Here is an 18,371-nt window from a genome sequence, read left to right as displayed (position 1 = left end):
CTGGCGGGATTGCGGATCATACCAGACTTGCAGGTTGACAGTGCCCTTGCGCGGCTGCTGACGATCGCGTGGCACGGCTGGTCGTGAGATGGGCAATGAGGCAGCGACGCCATCAGAGGCGTCGAGGGTCGCAGCCCATGCAAGCCTTGCTTGCGTCCGGAACTGGCCGAAGAGAGCGATTCAGCAAGAACATGGCGAGATCCTGGACACCATCGGCCAGGAGCGGACAGTCGACATGCGGGTGTAGATCCTCGACAATCCGCGTCAGGGAAATCGAGGCGTCGTAATACCGACGTATTCCAACAATGGCTCAAGAGAATCGATCAATCTCGGAAAATGACCTGGTTGTCCCTACCCGGGATGTAGAAGCGCAAAAGATCGGCGAGATGTCGACACTGCGCGTGAGGGCAGGAACTGTAGGAACGGTCGTGCTCGTCCATTCAAGTCTCGGATTGGTTGCCGCTTATGAAGTCGAATTCCCGCTTGGGGCAGGCCAATCGGCGCTGGCGACTATTCCAAACTCTGACTTGCAGCGATGTATGCCAGGCTACCGTAGAGTGTGTGAGTGTTGTGGCCACCGTACCCTTCGCGATCTCTGTCCTGGATCATACGAAATCTGCCCGGTCTGCTTCTGGGAGGATGACTTGATTCAAACACGCGATCCTGATTTCTCTGGCGGGGCAAATCGACCGTCTCTCTCGGAGGCTCGCCGCAATTACGAAATGATCGGTGCGTGTGAGGAAAGAGCATTACCGCATGTTCGAAGACCGGCGGACGATGAGGTAGATTGGGCTCGGCAAGTGTAGTCGCCACGGATAGCGGCAAGCTTGAACGAGGCGCTGCGGCGGGGCATGGTCTGCGCCTGACTCTTACGCAGACGGTGCCCAAGACCCTGGGCGCGGTCGGCATTACCCACTGGTGCCCCTGACGGGGTGTCCTTTCCCCCGCCGCTACGAAAGTATATCGACCTTGCGAAGCTAGCCAAATATTTGATCGCCTCGAGCGAACGATACGAATCGTTGCTCACGACTGTCGGTTAACGGGAAAACCGAAGGGCTCTTCAGGGTCGCGTTCGGCCGACCGCATCAGACATCAGTCGGCCATGAAGAGACCTTCGTTGCACGGCGTCTCGTACCATACGACCGGCCGCTCATCATTGACAAGCTGTCGCAGGTCAACGACCGGAGCAGGCTGGACGCATTATTCCGGTGGCGGTCCAACGTTGTTATCCGATGCTGGTTGGCCCTCTTCTTCCGGTAGTGGCTCGACGCTCTGCACGGCGGCGGGATCAGTGCTCTTGTCCACGACGGGCGCCGCAACGCTTTGCACGGCGGCCGGCCGAACGGGTGCCTCAACAATTGGCGCATGCGCGTTGCGCAGGTCGGAGCTCAGGCCCGTGCCGACGTTCGAGGTCGTCGTGTTCGCACTCTTGAGGACGCCGCGCGCATCGAACAGGAACACGGCGGCCGACGAGCGAGTGTCGGCACCACCAATCAGCGATCCGATGATCGGAATATAGTTCTCGGGGTGCGGCCTCGACTTTACGAACGTGTAGACCAGCAGCATCGAACCGTCGTCCAAGGCGGTCTGCACTGATGCCGGACCGAGGGTGGCTGTCACTTCTTGAAGCGTCGTCACGCCGCGCCGGAAGGCCGCCATCTGTTCAGGCCTCACTTCGACCCCAGCGGACATGCAACCGACAAGCAGCGCGCCGCTCAGCAGTCCAGATACCAATCCAAGTTTCATGTTGGCCCCCGTATCAACAATTCTAGAACAACGCAGTGCAGTCGACACACGGCGAGAAAAGTCAGGTTGTGGGCAAAGTGCTATCAGACCATCCGCTCGTCGGCCGCAGGCTCGTGGATGGTGATTCCGAGGTGATGGCGACACAGCAAGGTGTCCGCGACATCAACGGACCAACGCCTCGTGGCTTACCGTACTTCTAGCTAACATCGTGGAGCAGCGACGAAGGCGATGGCTGCTGTACCCCGGAAACGGCCATACGCCTCGTGCCAACTCGATCGTCCGGTCAGGGTCGATAGTACGCATCCGCTGGCGGCGAGACCCGACATTCGCCGCGGTTGCAGTCCGAACGTCTGGAAAGCGGCCCGGAGCCGCCTCACCAATACAGCTCCCCGAAAGTCGGCTATGGCCGACAACCCGCCTGACGGTATTGATCGGAAAACGCCTCCGACTTGGTACAGGACCGGCGTTGGAGTGGATTGCGAAGGCGGCGGTCGGACTAGAGACTCTTGCGAGTCGGGCAGCCGATTGCGGTGATAACGGCAGCTACTTCCGCCAACGGCGTGGAGTTACTTAAGGAGCAACTGAGGAGCGGGCCGTTCGCGTTGATCAAGAGCAGCGTCGGCGGCCATAGCTGTTGCAAATCGAATTGCGCACGATACCGCTGGTCCGGGCCCCCAGCGGTGCCTGCCCGGCCATGTTGCGCCGGTACGGCATTCAATACGACATACGCGAACATGCTCCCACCGCGATGTAGTCGAACTCGAGTTCGCGGACTGTGGCCGACATACTTCGCCCCCGCCGCACGCAGGCGCTGGATTCATTCCCATCATTCTTTGCCGATCGCCACCTCGGCCTCTATTCTGACCCGCGCAACGTAACCATTTCGGCGTCTGCCATGTCGGCTCATGGGCGGACACCGCAGAACAGTGGATCCCCGCCATCGTTGCCTTCCTCATCAAAAACGGGTAGAAAGTTTCAGCCTCCGGAAGCGGGGAATGTTGGATTCCTCTCGACAGATTTGAGAGACTTGCCTCGTGTAGTGGTTCCTCGCGAACTTTCCGCACGAGCGAGAGCCATAATGGCGCGCACTGCCTCGTCCTCAATTCCCCTGATGTCTGACGGAAATCGATTGCGTTGCGGGATCAAGACCAACAAACCTTCAATCTGACAAGTGATCAGTGCCGCCCGGCATGAAAGTTCCAATGTGGGCAAATCGGGGTTGACTGCCTCAACAAAGCCACGAATCCAGCGTCGTTGGTAAATGTAGGCTTCCTCCATAATTTGTCGCGCGAAATCGTGAGTCTGCGCCAACGCCCACATGTTAATGAATAGGCTCTGGGTCCTTGGCTGCTTGTCGTCCTCGATCAGCAGCCGGACGACCTTTTCCAAACGTTCCTCCGGCGTGAGTGACGGATCATGTCTAACGCTGTCATATGTATCGGAATACTCCGATATCGCCTGCCTCATGAGCGCAACGAACAACGCCTCGAGAGTAGGGAAGTAATGTTGAAGGTTCGACAGAGCTATACCGGCACTTGATGCGACCTTGCGCATGCTCATTCCGCCGTACCCTTCGGCGACGAACATATCGGTCGCGCATTTCAGTATTCGGGCGACCGCATTGCGCCCGCGTACCGTCAATGCACGCTTGCCGGAATCGACGCCTGGTTCGGAAAACGGAAGGGCTTGAGTCGCTGCATCGTTTTTCGCGAGTTGGCTCTGCAACAGGCCTTCGCGAGGGGAAGTTTCTCTGGGCATGGTCTGATTGGCCGCGAGCCACAAATTTGTCGACATGTTTCGTCGCGATAGTGCCATTCTCGGTCATTTGACCAGTTTGGTGCAAGACTCATCCGTATTGCCCCGCTTACGCGGCGTTCGCATCCATTTGGAAACGATGGCACGTGGGTTTCGTATGTCCGGTTATGCGACGCGCATCGTTGGAAATTCCGGACGGGGTGGGTATATGCACCACGTGCCGTCTTGGTGGCGAAAGAAGATCAATGCCACCGGCCCACTAGCCTTTGATGTCTCAATACGCACATAGCGCTGATACCTTGCGTGTTTGTTTCTGAACTCAGTGACCCGGACGCGTTGCCCAGGCTCGGGGGAAAGCCAGTGTTCAACCATTCGGCGCAGCGATTTTCCCGCGGTAGCCATCGACTTCTCCTTCCAATCACCCAACACTTCTGACGTCGTGACCTAGTCTTTGGCGCTACGCCAATGTTCTATTGATCGTGTGCGGTCTGCCCTCGCAATTGTTTTATGGCGTCAAAGAGCGCATGCCACTTTGGTCGCCGGCATCTACACAGGGCCTGCCGAAGCCAGAGCCGATGTCATCGATCACCGATCGTCCGTATAACTAGTATAGGTCGTTCGACCTATTTTGCAAGAGCCGAGGGATAAGGGAAACACCTGCGCCGCGTGTGCGTGCGCAAGATAATCCGGCCCCATTTCACCGATGTAGCGTCGAAGGAGTCACAAGGACGCATTCATTCCCGAGGCTTAATCGTGATGTGCGCAATGTGCGGCCGTGTCGGGTCAGGGACAGGATGACTCAGGGCATAAACCTACTTGCGACCAAATAATGGCTGCGCTATAAACCACAGAACTAGGTCGAGCGACATAGTATTGGGTGGGGAAAGCCGGCGATCGGTGCTGGGTTCGACGTTTAAGCATCCCAGCCACCATAACCGGTCGATGGTATCAACAAGCATGTCGGTGCTCACCTCCGTGAGTCCTCCCAAGTCGAAGGTCAAGGCAGCGTTGCGAAAGCGTCGCCTGCGTCGGTGTCAACTCGTCCCAAACGCGGTGGCAGCCTTACCTACTGGGCCTTTCTAGACTAAGTTGACACTCTCTGACCGGGAGAAAACCTCAGCGTGAACTGGGTCAGCGCGAGGAGCCATAGCAGGCTGCGCTCGCGGCTGGAGGAAAGGGCGTACATATTGGTTGATGCCTGTTGTGTGTGACGTCCGTCCGGCGGGGGCTGCGGGTCAGTCGTCGAGCGCTTCGTGAACCGCCGCCGCGCCGCGCCGCCAGTAGCTCGAGGCGCGAATGCGCGTCTTGTCGATGCCGCGCTCGGTGCACAAGTGCTGACGCACCGCGCGGATCGCCGAGGATTCGCCCGCGGCCCACACATAGCCGTCGCCTTCCGGGAGATAGGTGTAGCGCACCGCTTGCAGCAGGGCATCGTCTTGCGCGCCCGCTTCGTTGCGATGCCGCCAGACGACGTGGAGATCCACGGCCGTGTTGAACTCGATCTGCGCCGAGAAATCGGCGACTTCGAGGATCGCGGCGACGCGTGAACCTGCCGGCAGTTCTTCGAGGCGGCGCGCGATCGCGGGCAGTGCGGTGTCGTCGCCGATCAGCAGGTGCCAGTCGAAGCCGGTCGGCACGATAAACGAACCGCGCGGGCCGCCGACGCCGAGGTATTGGCCGGGCTGCGCAAGTCGTGGCCGGACCCGCGTCGTGCAGCACAAAGTCGATGTCGAGCTCGCGCGCGGCGCGATCGAAGCGGCGTGGCGTGTAGTCGCGCGCTGTCGGGCGTGGGCGGTCGGACGGAAACACCGGACCGTCCGGGCTGGCAACCGGCATCGCCGGCTTGTCCGCGCCGGGCTCGGGGAAGAACACTTTGAGGTGATCGTCGAAGGACGCCGATTCGAAGTCGGCGAGATCGTCGCCCGTCAGCGTGATGCGCTTGAGATGCGGCGTCAGCGTGTGGATGCGCTTGACCTGCAATAGACGGAATTTCAGCGGGTGACGCACGCGCGTCACGGTCAATTCGGGGTGGTTCTGCATAGCGTCTTCCCAGAAATTCAAACGGTTTCGCCGGTGCCCGGGTCGCCGGCGGGCTTGCCTGCGCCGCCTTCGATTTCGGCCGCGGCGCGCAAGAGAATCGCGGCGATGCGCTGCTGTTCGGCCGTGGATGCGTTCGCGTGGCGGAACAACGCGCGCTTGAGCGCCTTCTTCGCTTCGTAGAGTTCAGGCAGCCAGCCGCCCGGCTCGGCGTCGCCGGCTTCTTCGCCTGCATAGGCGCGCCGCACGGAATCCATCCGGTGGGCGATGTGCGCGAGCTTCGCGAGCATCATGTCGACGCGTTCGCGATTCTCGGCCAGATGCTCGCGGCCCGGCTCGGCGAGTGCATAGCGCTTGCGGTTGCCTTCGACCTGGACCGTCACGTAGCCGAGCTCTTCGAGATACGTCAGCGCCGGATAGACCATGCCGGGGCTCGGCGCGTAGAAGCCGTTCGAGCGCGCTTCGAGCGCCTTGATCAGCTCGTAGCCGTGGCGCGGCGCTTCGGCGATCAGCGCGAGGAGCAGCAGTTGCAGATCGTCGCCGGTGAATTTGCGGCCGCGTGGCAGGCCCTCGTTATCGCCGTCGAAGCCGCCGCGGCCGCCCCAGTAGCCGCCACCGCCGCCGCGCCCGTGAGAGTGGCGGCCGATCGCGTGCCAGAACGCGCGGAAGGAGAAGGCGTCCGCGAACATCGGTTCGCGATCCCAAAGGTAACGAGCGTGGTGAGTGTGACGCATGATAGGTGCTCCAAATGGGGGTGTGTCTTAAAACGTATCTAAAGATATATATCGAAAGATACAAAGTCAACCTGAAATTTGGAGATTTTTTGCGTCGGGGTGGTCGTGGTCTGTTGAAATGAATTCGAAAGAAAATGGCTGCGCGGCCGGGGAAGGGGGGGTACGAAGGCCAGGCGACCGGCGCGCGTGACGTTTCTCCTCGTCACGCCGCGCCGGTCCGATCGAAGCGAAGCGTTTATTCGCTCGTCCGCCGGCGAGCCGCTTGCAGCTGGTTGCGGCGCGCTTCGCCCTGGCGCGCGAGCATCCAGCCGGGATACTCGGCCGGCAGCCGGCTGACGTCGTCGAGCCGGGCGAGTTCGTCGGCGGTGAGTTCGATCTGCGTGGCGGCGAGGTTGTCGTCGAGCTGCTCGATGCGCTTCGCGCCGACGATGATCGTCGTCACCGCTTCCTGATGAAGCAGCCACGCGAGCGCGATCTGCGCGACCGATACCCCGCGCGCCTCGGCGATCGTCCGCATCGCATCGATGCAGTCATACGCGCGCTCGCGATCGACCGGCGGAAAATCGAACGTCGTGCGCCGGCTGCCGGTTTCCGCCTGCGTTTGCCGTCCGTACTTGCCCGACAGCAGCCCGCCCGCGAGCGGGCTCCAGACCATGAGCCCGAGTCCCTCGCTCTTCATCATCGGCACGAGCTCGCGCTCGAGATCGCGGCCCGCGAGCGTGTAATACGCCTGCAGCGATTCGAAGCGCGCGAGCCCGCCGCGTTCGGCGATACCCAGCGCCTTGACGATCTGCCAGGCGGCCCAGTTCGACACGCCGACATAGCGCACATGGCCCTGCTGCACGAGCGTGTCGAGCGCTCGGACCGTCTCCTCGATCGGTGTCGCGGGATCGAAGCCGTGGATCTGGTACAGGTCGATGTGATCGAGCTGCAGGCGGCGCAGACTCGCCTTGATCCCGTCCATGATGTGATAGCGCGAGGCGCCGAGCGTGTTGGGCGTGCTCCCGGTCACTCCGAACACCTTGGTGGCGATCACGACGTTCTCGCGCGGCACGCGCAGGTTTTTCAGCGCCTGCCCCGTGATCTCTTCGGACAGCCCGGCCGAATAGACATCGGCCGTATCGATGAAATTGATTCCGGCATCGAGCGCGCGGCCGATCAATCGGTCGGCGTCTTCCTGCTGCACGTTGCCGATCTGATCCCAGATACCGGTGCCTCCGCCGAAGGTCATCGTGCCGAGGCAAAGTTCCGAAACGAAAAGGCCTGTGCGGCCGAGTCGGTTGTAACGCATTCGCAAGTCTCCGTGGGTTGGGGAAGGACGACTTGCTAAGAATAGGTCAGCGGCTGAATCGGCGTTCGCTGGTCTGGGCGACTCCAAAGCGATTCCGACGATCGTGGCAGAAACCCGCCGCACAAAGCAAAAGCCCTCGGCATTCGCCGAGGGCTTTTTTTCTTCGGTGCTTGTCTTTACCAACACCAGGAATTCTGGTGGGTAGTACTGGGATCGAACCAGTGACCCCTGCCGTGTGAAGGCAGTGCTCTACCGCTGAGCTAACCACCCGAAGAGAGGCGAATTATGTCAGAGCTTCGCGGTCTCGTAAAGCACTTTTTAAGCGATTAGCGTATCCGCAGCTTAAGTCGCGTCCGCTGGCTCCGCCGGAGCGGGTTCGCGACGCCAGACGCTCGTCCCCTTGAGCGCTTTGTCGAGATCGTCGAGCACGGCCTGATGCGCCGACAGCTCGTCTTCGCTGGCCGCCACCACCGGCAGCGCGAGCGACTCGAACGCGACGCGCGGCCCAGCTTCGCCGCCTTCCGCCGTCGCCTCGCCGAGCATATCGATGACGAGGCTTTCCTGGCCGCGCGTCATCGCCAGATACACCTCCGCGAGCAGCTCGGAGTCGAGCAGTGCGCCGTGCAGCGTGCGGTGCGCGTTGCTGATGCCGAAGCGGTCGCACAGCGCGTCGAGCGAATTGCGCTTGCCCGGGAACATCGACTTCGCGCGCACGAGCGTATCGATCACCTCGCCGCAGGACTCAGTGAACGGCGGCAGGCCGAGCAGCGCGAATTCGGCATCGAGAAAGCCAAGGTCGAATGGCGCGTTGTGAATAATGAGCTCGGCGTCACCGAGGAAGTCGCGCAGTTGATCGGCGATCTCGGCGAACTTGGGCTTGTCGCTCAGGAATTCGGTCGTCAGCCCGTGGACGGCAAGCGCGCCCGGGTCGCTGTCGCGTTCCGGGTTGATATAGAAGTGCAGGTTGTTGCCGGTCAGCCGGCGGTTCATGAGTTCGACGCCGCCGATTTCGATGATGCGGTCGCCCGTGCGCGCATTGAGGCCGGTGGTTTCAGTGTCGAGAACGATTTGGCGCATGGTGTCGGATAGCTGGGTTCTTCAGTCGAGGTCAAGGAGGGAAGGGCGGGGCTGGCTCAGCTCTCGGCGAGCGTGGCCACGCCGCGATTCGCGAGCGCGTCGGCGCGCTCGTTCTCGGGGTGTCCCGCATGGCCCTTGACCCAGCGCCATTCGATCTCGTGTTGAACCACGAGCGCGTCGAGCCGCTTCCACAAGTCGGCGTTCTTCACCGGGGTTTTTGCCGCGGTCATCCAGTTCTTTTTCTTCCAACCGTGGATCCACTCGCTGATGCCCTTTTGCACATATTGCGAATCGGTGTGGACGATCGCCTTGCACGGGCGCTTCAGCGCTTCGAGGGCGGCGATCACCGCCATCAGCTCCATCCGGTTGTTGGTCGTCGACGCTTCGCCGCCGAAGAGTTCTTTTTCCTGCGCGCCAAAGCGCAACAGCGCGCCCCAGCCGCCAGGGCCGGGATTGCCCTTGCAGGCGCCGTCCGTGAAGATTTCGATGAACTCAGGTGTCATAGTTCCGGGTGGTATGGGTTTTCTGTGTGGCCGCGGGCGTGAGGCCCGGCGCCAAGACCGGTTTCTTCACTTTCACCGCGCCCACGAGGTGCATGCCGCGCACGCGCTTGATCGCGGTGACCATGTAGGACGCGCCGAAAATCGGCCACCAGCGGTCGCCGGCGGCTTCCATGAACGCATAGCGCGTGAGCCACTTGTCGGTGGCGAGGGGCGGACGATAGCAGCCGAAGCGTCCGCGTTCAAGTTCGAAGCCGAGCAGCTTGATCCAGTCCTTGAGCCGCGTGAACGCGATCAAATCGTGGGCTGCGGGAACGAAAGGGCGCCCCGCCATCTTGCCGAACGATTGCCGCGCGCCCCACAGGCTCAGTGAATTGAAACCGAGGATGATCAGTTGGCCTTCGGGCATCAGCACGCGCTCGGCTTCGCGCAGCAGGCGGTGCGGATCGCTCGTGAATTCGAGCGTGTGCGGCATCACGATCAGATCGACGCTCTGCGCTTCGAACGGCAGATCGAGCAGGTCGCACCAGACGGTCGCGCGGCCGTCGGGCGCGTGACGGTCACTGGGCGTGGCCGACTCGCCGTCGCCCGTGAGCGAATTCGCGCGCGGGTACTCGTACGGTGCGCTCGCGCCGCTGGCGGCGTCGAGGACCAGGCCGCGGCACGGCATCCGGTTTTCGCGCAGCGCGTCGAGCTGGGGCAGCCCGAGCTGCAGCGCGTGATAGCCGAAGACGTTGGACACGACCCGGTCCAGCTGGGCCTGCTCCCACGCGAGCACGTAGCGTCCAGGGGGTGAATCGGTCCAGGCGGGCCAGTCTATAATCGATCGATCAGGCATATAAATATTGGCGTCGCCTATGAAATCGCTGGAATACGTGCCGGTGCCGGCATTTGAAGACAACTATATCTGGCTCGTCTCCGACGGGCGCGACGCGTTTGCCGTCGACCCGGGGGAGGCCGCTCCGGTCCGCGCGTATCTGGCGAAGCGAGGCTGGCGACTGACCGCTATTTTACTCACCCACCATCATCAGGACCACGTCGGCGGAGTGGCCGAGTTGCTGCGCACTCAGCCCGCGTCGCAGCCGTTGGCCGTGTATGGTCCGGCGGGCGAGGCGATCGACCACCTGACAGAGCGCCTGCGCGGCGGTGACCGCGTGCGGACGGAATCCCCCGCCGCCGAATTCGAGGTGCTCGACGTTCCGGGCCATACGAGCGGCCACATCGCATACTTCCAGGCTGCCGATTCGCACGGCACGCCGCACGTGTTTTGTGGTGACACGCTGTTCGCCTGCGGCTGCGGTCGGCTGTTCGAGGGCACGCCGAATCAAATGCTCGCGTCGCTCGACGCGCTCGCGGCACTCCCCGGCGCAACCGAAGTGCATTGTGCGCACGAATACACACTGTCGAACATTAAGTTCGCGCTCGCGTGCGAACCGGACAATACTGACCTGCATGCGTGGCGCGAAGAAGCGCTCGCGCGCCGCGCGCGCAACGAGCCGACTTTGCCGACCACGATCGCTCACGAGCGCGCCGTCAACCCGTTCCTGCGGGCGGACGTCGCCGCAGTCCAGAGCACGCTTGCCGAGCAATTGCATGAAACGGTGCCGGATCGGCTGACCTCGTTCACGCTGATGCGCGAATGGAAAAACCGATTCCGCTGACGAAATGACGAATTCGGGGACAAGTTCATCCCGAACCTAGGGAATGCGAGGCAACTCTCGGATTTAGCAGGTTTTTTTTCGTCTTTTTCTTATTGACGCAATGGGCACACTTTCGTACCATCGCCTGCAATTTCCAGCCTTTGGAAGCAGAGACGTTCCATGCGATTTATTTTCAGTACGCTATTGGTCTTGATGCTCGCCGCGTGCGCGAGCCAGGGCCCAACAGCGTCCAATTCAACAGCCGCCCCCGATCCGCAAGCCGTATCCGACACCCTCCGCAAGACCGCCGCCGCCAACGAAACCATCGATGTCGACAATAGCTCGGTTGACCAGCTGAAGACTCAAGACGCTGATCTTTGGGGCCGCATCCGTCGTGGTTTTCAGATTCCCGATCTGCAAAGCGATCTCGTCGACATGCAGGCCAACTGGTATGCGCAGCGCCCGGACTACGTCCAGCGCATGACGGAGCGCTCGCAAAAGTATCTGTATCACATCGTCGAAGAGCTCGAGGCGCGGAACATGCCGACCGAGCTCGCGCTTTTGCCGTTCATCGAATCCGCGTATAACCCGCAGGCGCTGTCGGTCGCGAAGGCCGCGGGGATGTGGCAGTTCGTGCCGGGCACCGGCAAGACCTATAACCTCAAGCAGAACATGTGGCAGGACGAGCGCCGCGATGTGCTCGCGTCGACGAGCGCCGCGCTCGATTACCTGTCCCGTCTGCACGATATGTTCGGCGACTGGTATCTGGCGCTCGCCGCGTACAACTGGGGCGAGGGCAACGTGCAGCGCGCGATCGCCCGTAACCAGGCGGCCGGCTTGCCGACCGACTACCAAAGCCTGCGCTTGCCGAACGAGACGCGCAACTACGTGCCGAAGCTGCAGGCGGTCAAGAACATCGTGATGAATCCGCAGCAGTATGGCTTGTCGCTGCCGGATATCCCGAACCACCCTTATTTCGTGACGGTGACGACCTCGCACGACATCGACGTGACGACGGCCGCGAAGCTCGCGAATATGACGACCGACGAGTTCCGCTCGCTCAATCCGTCGTTCTCGAAGCCCGTTATTCTCGGCGCCACCCAGCCGCAGATCCTGCTGCCGTTCGATAACGCGAGCGCCTTCGAGCGCAATCTGAAGTCGTACTCCGGCCAACTGTCGTCGTGGACCACTTACACGGTGGACGCGCGCACGACGCCCGCGGCGCTTGCCGAGAAGATCGGCGTCGACGCGGACACGCTGATGTCGGTGAACAAGATCCCGGCGGGTATGCGTCTGAAATCGGGCTCGACGCTCGTCGTGCCGCGCGCCGACGATGACGACGAAGACATCAGTGCCGACGTTGCCGAAAGCGCCGTGCTCGCGATGGAGCCGGACGTTCCCGATACGCGCAAGATGCTGATCCGCGTTCGCCGCAAGCAGCCGATGTCGGCGCTGGCGAGCCGCTATGGCGTATCGATCGGGCAATTGAAGGGCTGGAACAAGACGAAGCGCGATGTCGTGATGCCGGGTCAGGTGATCGTCCTGCACGTGCCGGTCGGCAAGGCCATGCCCGCCGAGCCCGGTCCGCAGAAGATCGCCGTTGCGATGCCGGCCGGCGGCCGCATCGAAAAGGTCGATGCGCAGGTTTCGGACTCGAAGAACAATTCGCGCTACGATAGCAAGAAGGGTCGGGGTAAGGCGACGGCCAAGGCCGTCAAGGTGGACGAACAGGCCGGCAAGTCGAAGTCGTCGAAAGCCGGCGGTTCGTCGAGCTCGACCAACAAGGCGTCGAAGGCTGCAGCTAGCCGCCCGAAGATTGCGGCCGGGACGCAGAAGCAGAAGCAAGAATAAGCGGCTCCCACGAAGGTGACGCCATGCGCTGCGGGGGCAGCGCATGAAGTGCGCTCCGATCACCTCTCGTTCTTTTCAAGCGCCGTCACGTGTGTGACGGCGTTTTCGTTTTTGCGGCGATCTTCGGCGGGTGTACGATCGCCGCATCACGCTTGTTGCGCTTCGCGGGGCGCCGCTGCGTGGCGAGCCGGCTTGCGAATGTCCGTCATAGGGCTTCCGTCACTATTTCGCGATTGAGGGAAGGCCCATTTCCCGCTATAATTTGAAAGTTTGCACTAATCAACCCGCACCCTAGCGCCTACCTTCCCCACACCGTTTATCCGCCGCAAATCGCGTGATTTGGCGTGCTGGAGCGTGCTGCCGAGGCGTCCGTACCACGGACTTCATCGAGCCCTCCCACGACAGCCGCGACAGCGAGCGGGCTCATCGCACGCACAGTGCTGCGATAGTCGCGCGAGTGCCGCGATTCAAGCGAGGGCCCGCACGGCGGAGAGACAGGTCGGCAACAGGGTGTTCCCCCAAGGAGCCTCTCGTGTTGCCGTCTTTTTCCCCCGCCATACTCGCGCTTGCCGACGGCACGGTCTTTCGTGGCTATTCGATCGGCGCACCCGGTCACACGATCGGCGAAGTCGTGTTCAACACCGCGATCACCGGCTATCAGGAGATCCTGACGGACCCGAGCTACGCGCGCCAGATCGTCACCCTCACGTATCCGCATATCGGCAACGTCGGTGTCAACGCTGAAGATGTCGAAGCGACGAAAGTCCATGCCGCCGGCCTGATCGTGCGCGATCTGCCGGTTCTCGCATCCAACTTCCGGATGGAGCGCACGCTCTCGCAGTATTTGCAAGATGAGGGTGTCGTCGCGATCGCCGGCATCGATACGCGCAAGCTGACGCGCGTGCTGCGCGACAAGGGCGCGCAAAGCGGCTGCATTCTCGCGGGCAGCGACGACGAGGCCAAGGCCATCGAACTCGCACGCTCGTTCCCGGGGCTCGCCGGGATGGATCTCGCGAAGGTCGTGTCGACCACGAAGCCGTTTGAATGGACCCAGACCGAATGGCGCCTGGGCGAAGGCTACGGCGCGCAACGCACGCCGAAGTATCGCGTCGTGGCGTTCGACTATGGCGTCAAGCACAACATCCTGCGCATGCTGGCCGAGCGCGGCTGCCATGTGACGGTGCTGCCGGCTCAGGCGAGCGCGGCCGAAGCGCTGGCGCTCAATCCGGATGGCGTGTTCCTGTCGAACGGCCCCGGCGATCCGGAGCCGTGCGATTACGCGATTGCCGCGACCAAGACGTTCATCGAACGCGGCGTGCCGACGTTCGGCATCTGCCTGGGTCACCAGATCATGGGTCTGGCGGTCGGCGCGAAGACGATGAAGATGAAGACCGGCCACCACGGCGCCAATCACCCGGTGAAGGATTTGACCGATGGGCGTGTTGTGATCACGTCGCAGAACCACGGCTTCGCGGTCGATGCCGACACGCTGCCCGCCAACGCGCGCGCGACGCACATCTCGCTCTTCGACGGCACGCTGCAAGGCTTCGAATTGACCGACAAGCCGGCGTTCTGCTTCCAGGGGCACCCGGAGGCATCGCCTGGTCCGCACGACATCGGCTATCTGTTCGACCGCTTCACGGCGTTGATGGACGCGAAGCGGGCCGGCAGCAGCGCAGCGGCGTAACGAAATCAGCACGCGGTAACGGCGAATTCCGCGGCGGCAGCGGCGGTGCGCGATAGATCACGCACTCGCCTGAAGCGCCGCGCAAGCCCGAAAACGCACAAAACACGAGCGCGCGCCGCACGGCAGCGCGCCAACAGCAAGAACTCAGGAATCCATTAGCGAGAGCGTTATGCCCAAGCGGACAGACATCAAGAGCATCCTCATCATCGGCGCGGGTCCGATCATCATCGGCCAGGCGTGCGAGTTCGACTACTCGGGCGCGCAGGCATGCAAGGCGCTGCGTGAGGAAGGCTACAAGGTCATCCTCGTCAACAGCAATCCGGCGACGATCATGACCGACCCGAACACGGCCGACGTCACCTATATCGAGCCGATCACGTGGGAAGTGGTCGAGCGCATCATCGCGAAGGAGCGCCCCGACGCGATCCTGCCGACGATGGGTGGCCAGACCGCGCTGAACTGCGCGCTCGATCTGCACCATCACGGCGTGCTCAAGAAGTACAACGTCGAGCTGATCGGCGCGTCGCCGGAGGCGATCGACAAGGCCGAGGACCGTCAGAAGTTCAAGGACGCGATGACGAAGATCGGCCTGGGCTCGGCGAAGTCGGGCACCGCGCATTCGATGGAAGAAGCGCTGAAGGTGCAGAACGACATCGCCGCGGCCACGGGCGGCATGGGCTATCCGGTCGTGATCCGTCCGTCGTTCACGCTGGGCGGCTCGGGCGGCGGCATCGCCTACAACCGCGAGGAATTCGAGGAGATCTGCAAGCGCGGCCTCGATCTTTCGCCGACGCGCGAGCTCCTGATCGAAGAGTCGCTGCTCGGCTGGAAAGAGTATGAGATGGAAGTGGTCCGCGACAAAAAGGACAACTGCATCATCGTCTGCTCGATCGAAAACCTCGACCCGATGGGCATCCACACGGGCGACTCGATCACCGTCGCGCCCGCGCAAACGCTCACCGACAAGGAATACCAGCTGCTGCGCAACGCCTCGCTCGCGGTGCTGCGCGAGATCGGCGTCGATACGGGCGGCTCGAACGTGCAGTTCTCGATCAACCCGCAGGACGGACGCGTGATCGTGATCGAGATGAACCCGCGTGTGTCGCGTTCGTCTGCGCTGGCGTCGAAGGCCACCGGGTTTCCGATCGCCAAGGTCGCGGCGAAGCTCGCCGTCGGCTACACGCTCGATGAGCTCAAGAACGAAATCACCGGCGGCCAGACGCCGGCGTCGTTCGAACCGACGATCGACTACGTCGTCACGAAGATCCCGCGCTTCGCGTTCGAGAAGTTCCGCGAAGCCGATCCGCGCCTGACGACGCAGATGAAGTCGGTCGGGGAAGTGATGGCGATCGGCCGCACGTTTCAGGAGTCGTTCCAGAAGGCGCTGCGCGGACTCGAAGTCGGCGTCGATGGGCTCGACGAAAAGACCACGAGCCGCGACGAGATCGTCCGCGAGATCGGCGAGGCGGGTCCGGACCGGATCTGGTACGTCGGCGACGCGTTCCGCATCGGCATGACGCTGCAAGAAATCTTCGAGGAGACCGCGATTGACCCGTGGTTCCTCGCGCAGATCGAACAGATCGTGCTGAAGGAAAAGGCGCTCGCCGGCCGCACCCTCGAAAGCATCACGAAGGAAGAGTTGCGCTATCTGAAGCAAAGTGGTTTCTCGGACCGTCGTCTCGCGAAGCTGCTGGGCGCCAAGCCCGCGGATGTCCGCAAGCGCCGTATCGAGCTGAACGTGCGCCCGGTCTACAAGCGCGTCGATACCTGCGCCGCGGAGTTCGCGACGAAAACCGCCTACATGTACTCGACCTACGAGGAAGAGTGCGAGGCGCAGCCGACCAACAACAAGAAGATCATGGTGCTGGGCGGCGGCCCGAACCGGATCGGGCAGGGCATCGAGTTCGACTACTGCTGCGTGCACGCGGCGCTTGCGATGCGCGAAGACGGCTATGAAACGATCATGGTCAACTGCAACCCCGAGACCGTTTCGACCGACTACGACACGTCCGACCGCCTGTACTTCGAGCCGCTCACGCTCGAGGACGTGCTCGAAATCGTCGACAAGGAAAAGCCGCTCGGCGTGATCGTCCAGTACGGCGGCCAGACGCCGCTCAAGCTCGCGCTCGATCTCGAAGCGAACGGCGTGCCGATCATCGGCACCTCGCCGGACATGATCGACGCCGCCGAAGACCGCGAGCGCTTCCAGAAGCTGCTGCAGGACCTGAACCTGCGCCAGCCGCCGAACCGCACCGCACGCGCCGAAGACGAAGCGCTGAAGCTCGCCGATGAAATCGGCTATCCGCTCGTCGTGCGTCCGTCGTACGTGCTGGGCGGCCGCGCGATGGAAATCGTCCACGAGCCGCGCGACCTCGAACGCTACATGCGCGAGGCCGTGAAGGTGTCGAACGATTCGCCGGTGCTGCTCGACCGCTTCCTGAACGACGCGATCGAGTGCGACGTCGACTGCATCTCCGACGGCGACGCCGTGTTCATCGGCGGCGTGATGGAGCACATCGAGCAGGCGGGCGTGCACTCGGGCGACTCGGCGTGCTCGCTGCCGCCGTACTCGCTGTCGAAGGAAACCGTTGCGGAGCTCAAGCGACAGACGGGCGCGATGGCGAAGGCGCTGAACGTGGTCGGCCTGATGAACGTGCAGTTCGCGATCCAGCAGGTGCCGCAGGAAGACGGTTCCGTGAAGGACGTGATCTACGTTCTCGAAGTGAATCCGCGCGCCTCGCGCACGGTGCCGTACGTGTCGAAGGCGACGAGCCTGCCGCTCGCGAAGATCGCGGCACGCGCGATGGTCGGCCAGAAGCTCGCGGAGCAGGGCGTCACGAAGGAAGTCGAGCCGCCGTACTTCAGCGTGAAGGAAGCCGTGTTCCCGTTCGTGAAGTTCCCGACCGTCGACCCGGTGCTCGGACCGGAAATGCGCTCGACCGGAGAAGTGATGGGCGTCGGCCAGACCTTCGGCGAGGCGCTGTTCAAGTCGCAGCTCGCTGCGGGTTCGCGCCTGCCCGAGTCGGGCACCGTGCTGTTGACCGTGATGGATGCCGACAAGGCAAAGGCCGTCGAAGTCGCCCGCATGCTGCACGAGCTCGGCTACCCGCTCGTCGCGACGAAGGGCACCGCAGCGGCGATCGAAGCGGCCGGCGTGCCGGTGAAGGTCGTGAACAAGGTGAAGGACGGCCGGCCGCACATCGTCGACATGATCAAGAACGGCGAAATCGCGCTCGTCTTCACGACCGTCGACGAAACGCGCGCGGCCATCGCCGACTCGCGTTCGATCCGCATGAGCGCACAGGCGAACAAGGTCACCTACTACACGACGATGTCGGGGGCGCGCGCCGCAGTTGAGGGTTTGCGGTACCTGAAGAACTTGGAAGTCTATGATTTACAAGGACTCCACGCTCGCCTAAACTAAGACCTCGACAATCTGTCCAACCGATCGATGCCGCGGTTAAGCGGCGTCCCACGGGCTGCAGCGCGAGTTCGCATGCGGCGCCCGGCGGGATGCACTTAACCGCGGTGCTTTTTTATTGCCGTTTTTTTGTTACTGAATGCTATGAGCACGATTCCATTGACGAAGCGTGGCGCCGACCAACTGCGCGACGAACTGCAACGACTCAAATCGGTCGAGCGCCCGTCCGTCATCAATTCCATCGCCGAAGCGCGCGCGCAAGGCGACTTGTCGGAAAACGCCGAGTACGACGCCGCGAAAGAAAAGCAGGGTTTCATCGAAGGCCGCATCGCGGAGATCGAATCGAAGCTGGCCGCGGCGCAAGTGATCGACCCGTCCGCGCTCGATGCGGAAGGCCGTGTCGTGTTTGCGGCGACCGTCGAACTCGAGGATCTCGATTCGGGCAACTCCGTGACTTATCAAATCGTCGGCGACGATGAAGCCGATCTCGAACATGGCCTGATCTCGATCAGCTCGCCGATCGCGCGTGCGCTGATCGGCAAGTTCGAAGGCGACGTCGCTTCGGTGCAGGCGCCGAGCGGCGTGCGCGAGTACGAAATCATCGCGGTCCGCTACGTCTAAGGGCGCGCGTA

Annotated in this window: 13 protein-coding genes, 1 tRNA gene and 1 pseudogene; 6 read left to right on the top strand and 9 right to left on the bottom strand. The window is 62.4% G+C overall.

Annotation, left to right across the window (positions count from 1 at the left end; all coding sequences use genetic code 11):
• The first annotated feature begins 305 nt into the window (after positions 1–305).
• Complete coding sequence (locus tag FAZ95_RS40695; RefSeq protein ID WP_137333049.1) at positions 306–806, top strand: CPCC family cysteine-rich protein; 501 nt, start codon at positions 306–308, stop codon at positions 804–806.
• A gap of 394 nt (positions 807–1,200) precedes the next feature.
• Here FAZ95_RS40695 and FAZ95_RS14195 read toward each other — a convergent pair whose 3' ends face one another.
• The 9 genes and pseudogenes from FAZ95_RS14195 to FAZ95_RS14150 all read right to left on the bottom strand — a co-directional run bounded on the left by FAZ95_RS14195 (position 1,201) and on the right by FAZ95_RS14150 (position 9,978).
• Entirely contained in the window at positions 1,201–1,746 is a 546-nt protein-coding gene (locus tag FAZ95_RS14195; protein ID WP_137333048.1) for a hypothetical protein, read from the bottom strand.
• 975 nt (positions 1,747–2,721) lie between these two features.
• Positions 2,722–3,540 carry a TetR/AcrR family transcriptional regulator gene (locus FAZ95_RS14190; RefSeq protein WP_175425606.1) on the bottom strand — a complete coding sequence of 273 codons (819 nt, stop codon included), beginning with the start codon at positions 3,538–3,540 and terminating at the stop codon, positions 2,722–2,724.
• 1,196 nt (positions 3,541–4,736) lie between these two features.
• Positions 4,737–5,541: pseudogene (locus FAZ95_RS14180) on the bottom strand (siderophore-interacting protein).
• Positions 5,542–5,558: 17 nt separating this feature from the next.
• Entirely contained in the window at positions 5,559–6,272 is a 714-nt protein-coding gene (locus tag FAZ95_RS14175; RefSeq protein ID WP_137333045.1) for a PadR family transcriptional regulator, read from the bottom strand.
• A gap of 235 nt (positions 6,273–6,507) precedes the next feature.
• On the bottom strand, positions 6,508–7,563 hold the full coding sequence (locus FAZ95_RS14170; protein WP_137333044.1) for an aldo/keto reductase: 1,056 nt from the start codon (positions 7,561–7,563) through the stop codon (positions 6,508–6,510).
• 195 nt (positions 7,564–7,758) lie between these two features.
• Positions 7,759–7,833 (bottom strand) — tRNA-Val (locus FAZ95_RS14165).
• 72 nt (positions 7,834–7,905) lie between these two features.
• Positions 7,906–8,640: a DNA polymerase III subunit epsilon gene (gene dnaQ / locus FAZ95_RS14160; protein ID WP_137333043.1), complete on the bottom strand. Its 735-nt coding sequence runs from the start codon at positions 8,638–8,640 to the stop codon at positions 7,906–7,908.
• A gap of 56 nt (positions 8,641–8,696) precedes the next feature.
• Positions 8,697–9,143 (bottom strand): ribonuclease HI, encoded by a 447-nt coding sequence (gene rnhA, locus FAZ95_RS14155; RefSeq protein ID WP_137333042.1) that lies wholly within the window; start codon positions 9,141–9,143, stop codon positions 8,697–8,699.
• Complete coding sequence (locus FAZ95_RS14150) at positions 9,133–9,978, bottom strand: class I SAM-dependent methyltransferase (protein WP_137333041.1); 846 nt, start codon at positions 9,976–9,978, stop codon at positions 9,133–9,135. Before FAZ95_RS14150 ends, rnhA begins: the two co-directional genes overlap by 11 nt.
• 19 nt (positions 9,979–9,997) lie before the next feature.
• Between FAZ95_RS14150 and gloB the strand changes: the two genes are divergently transcribed.
• The 5 genes from gloB to greA all read left to right on the top strand — a co-directional run bounded on the left by gloB (position 9,998) and on the right by greA (position 18,360).
• The gene (gene gloB, locus FAZ95_RS14145; protein ID WP_137333040.1) at positions 9,998–10,801 is read left to right on the top strand and encodes a hydroxyacylglutathione hydrolase; all 804 of its coding nucleotides are present in this window, start codon (positions 9,998–10,000) and stop codon (positions 10,799–10,801) included.
• A gap of 159 nt (positions 10,802–10,960) precedes the next feature.
• Complete coding sequence (locus FAZ95_RS14140; RefSeq protein WP_137333039.1) at positions 10,961–12,631, top strand: transglycosylase SLT domain-containing protein; 1,671 nt, start codon at positions 10,961–10,963, stop codon at positions 12,629–12,631.
• Between the two features lie 532 nt (positions 12,632–13,163).
• Positions 13,164–14,318, top strand: a complete 1,155-nt coding sequence (gene carA, locus FAZ95_RS14135) for a glutamine-hydrolyzing carbamoyl-phosphate synthase small subunit (RefSeq protein WP_137333038.1) — start codon at positions 13,164–13,166, stop codon at positions 14,316–14,318.
• A gap of 169 nt (positions 14,319–14,487) precedes the next feature.
• A complete protein-coding gene (gene carB / locus FAZ95_RS14130; protein WP_137333037.1) occupies positions 14,488–17,742 on the top strand; it encodes a carbamoyl-phosphate synthase large subunit in 3,255 nt (1,084 codons plus the stop codon).
• A gap of 141 nt (positions 17,743–17,883) precedes the next feature.
• On the top strand, positions 17,884–18,360 hold the full coding sequence (gene greA, locus FAZ95_RS14125; protein ID WP_137333036.1) for a transcription elongation factor GreA: 477 nt from the start codon (positions 17,884–17,886) through the stop codon (positions 18,358–18,360).
• Positions 18,361–18,371 lie beyond the last annotated feature (11 nt).

The sequence above is a fragment of the Trinickia violacea genome, assembly GCF_005280735.1.
Classification (GTDB): Bacteria; Pseudomonadota; Gammaproteobacteria; order Burkholderiales; family Burkholderiaceae; genus Trinickia_A; species Trinickia_A violacea.
This window is presented reverse-complemented; position numbering and strand designations above follow the sequence as displayed.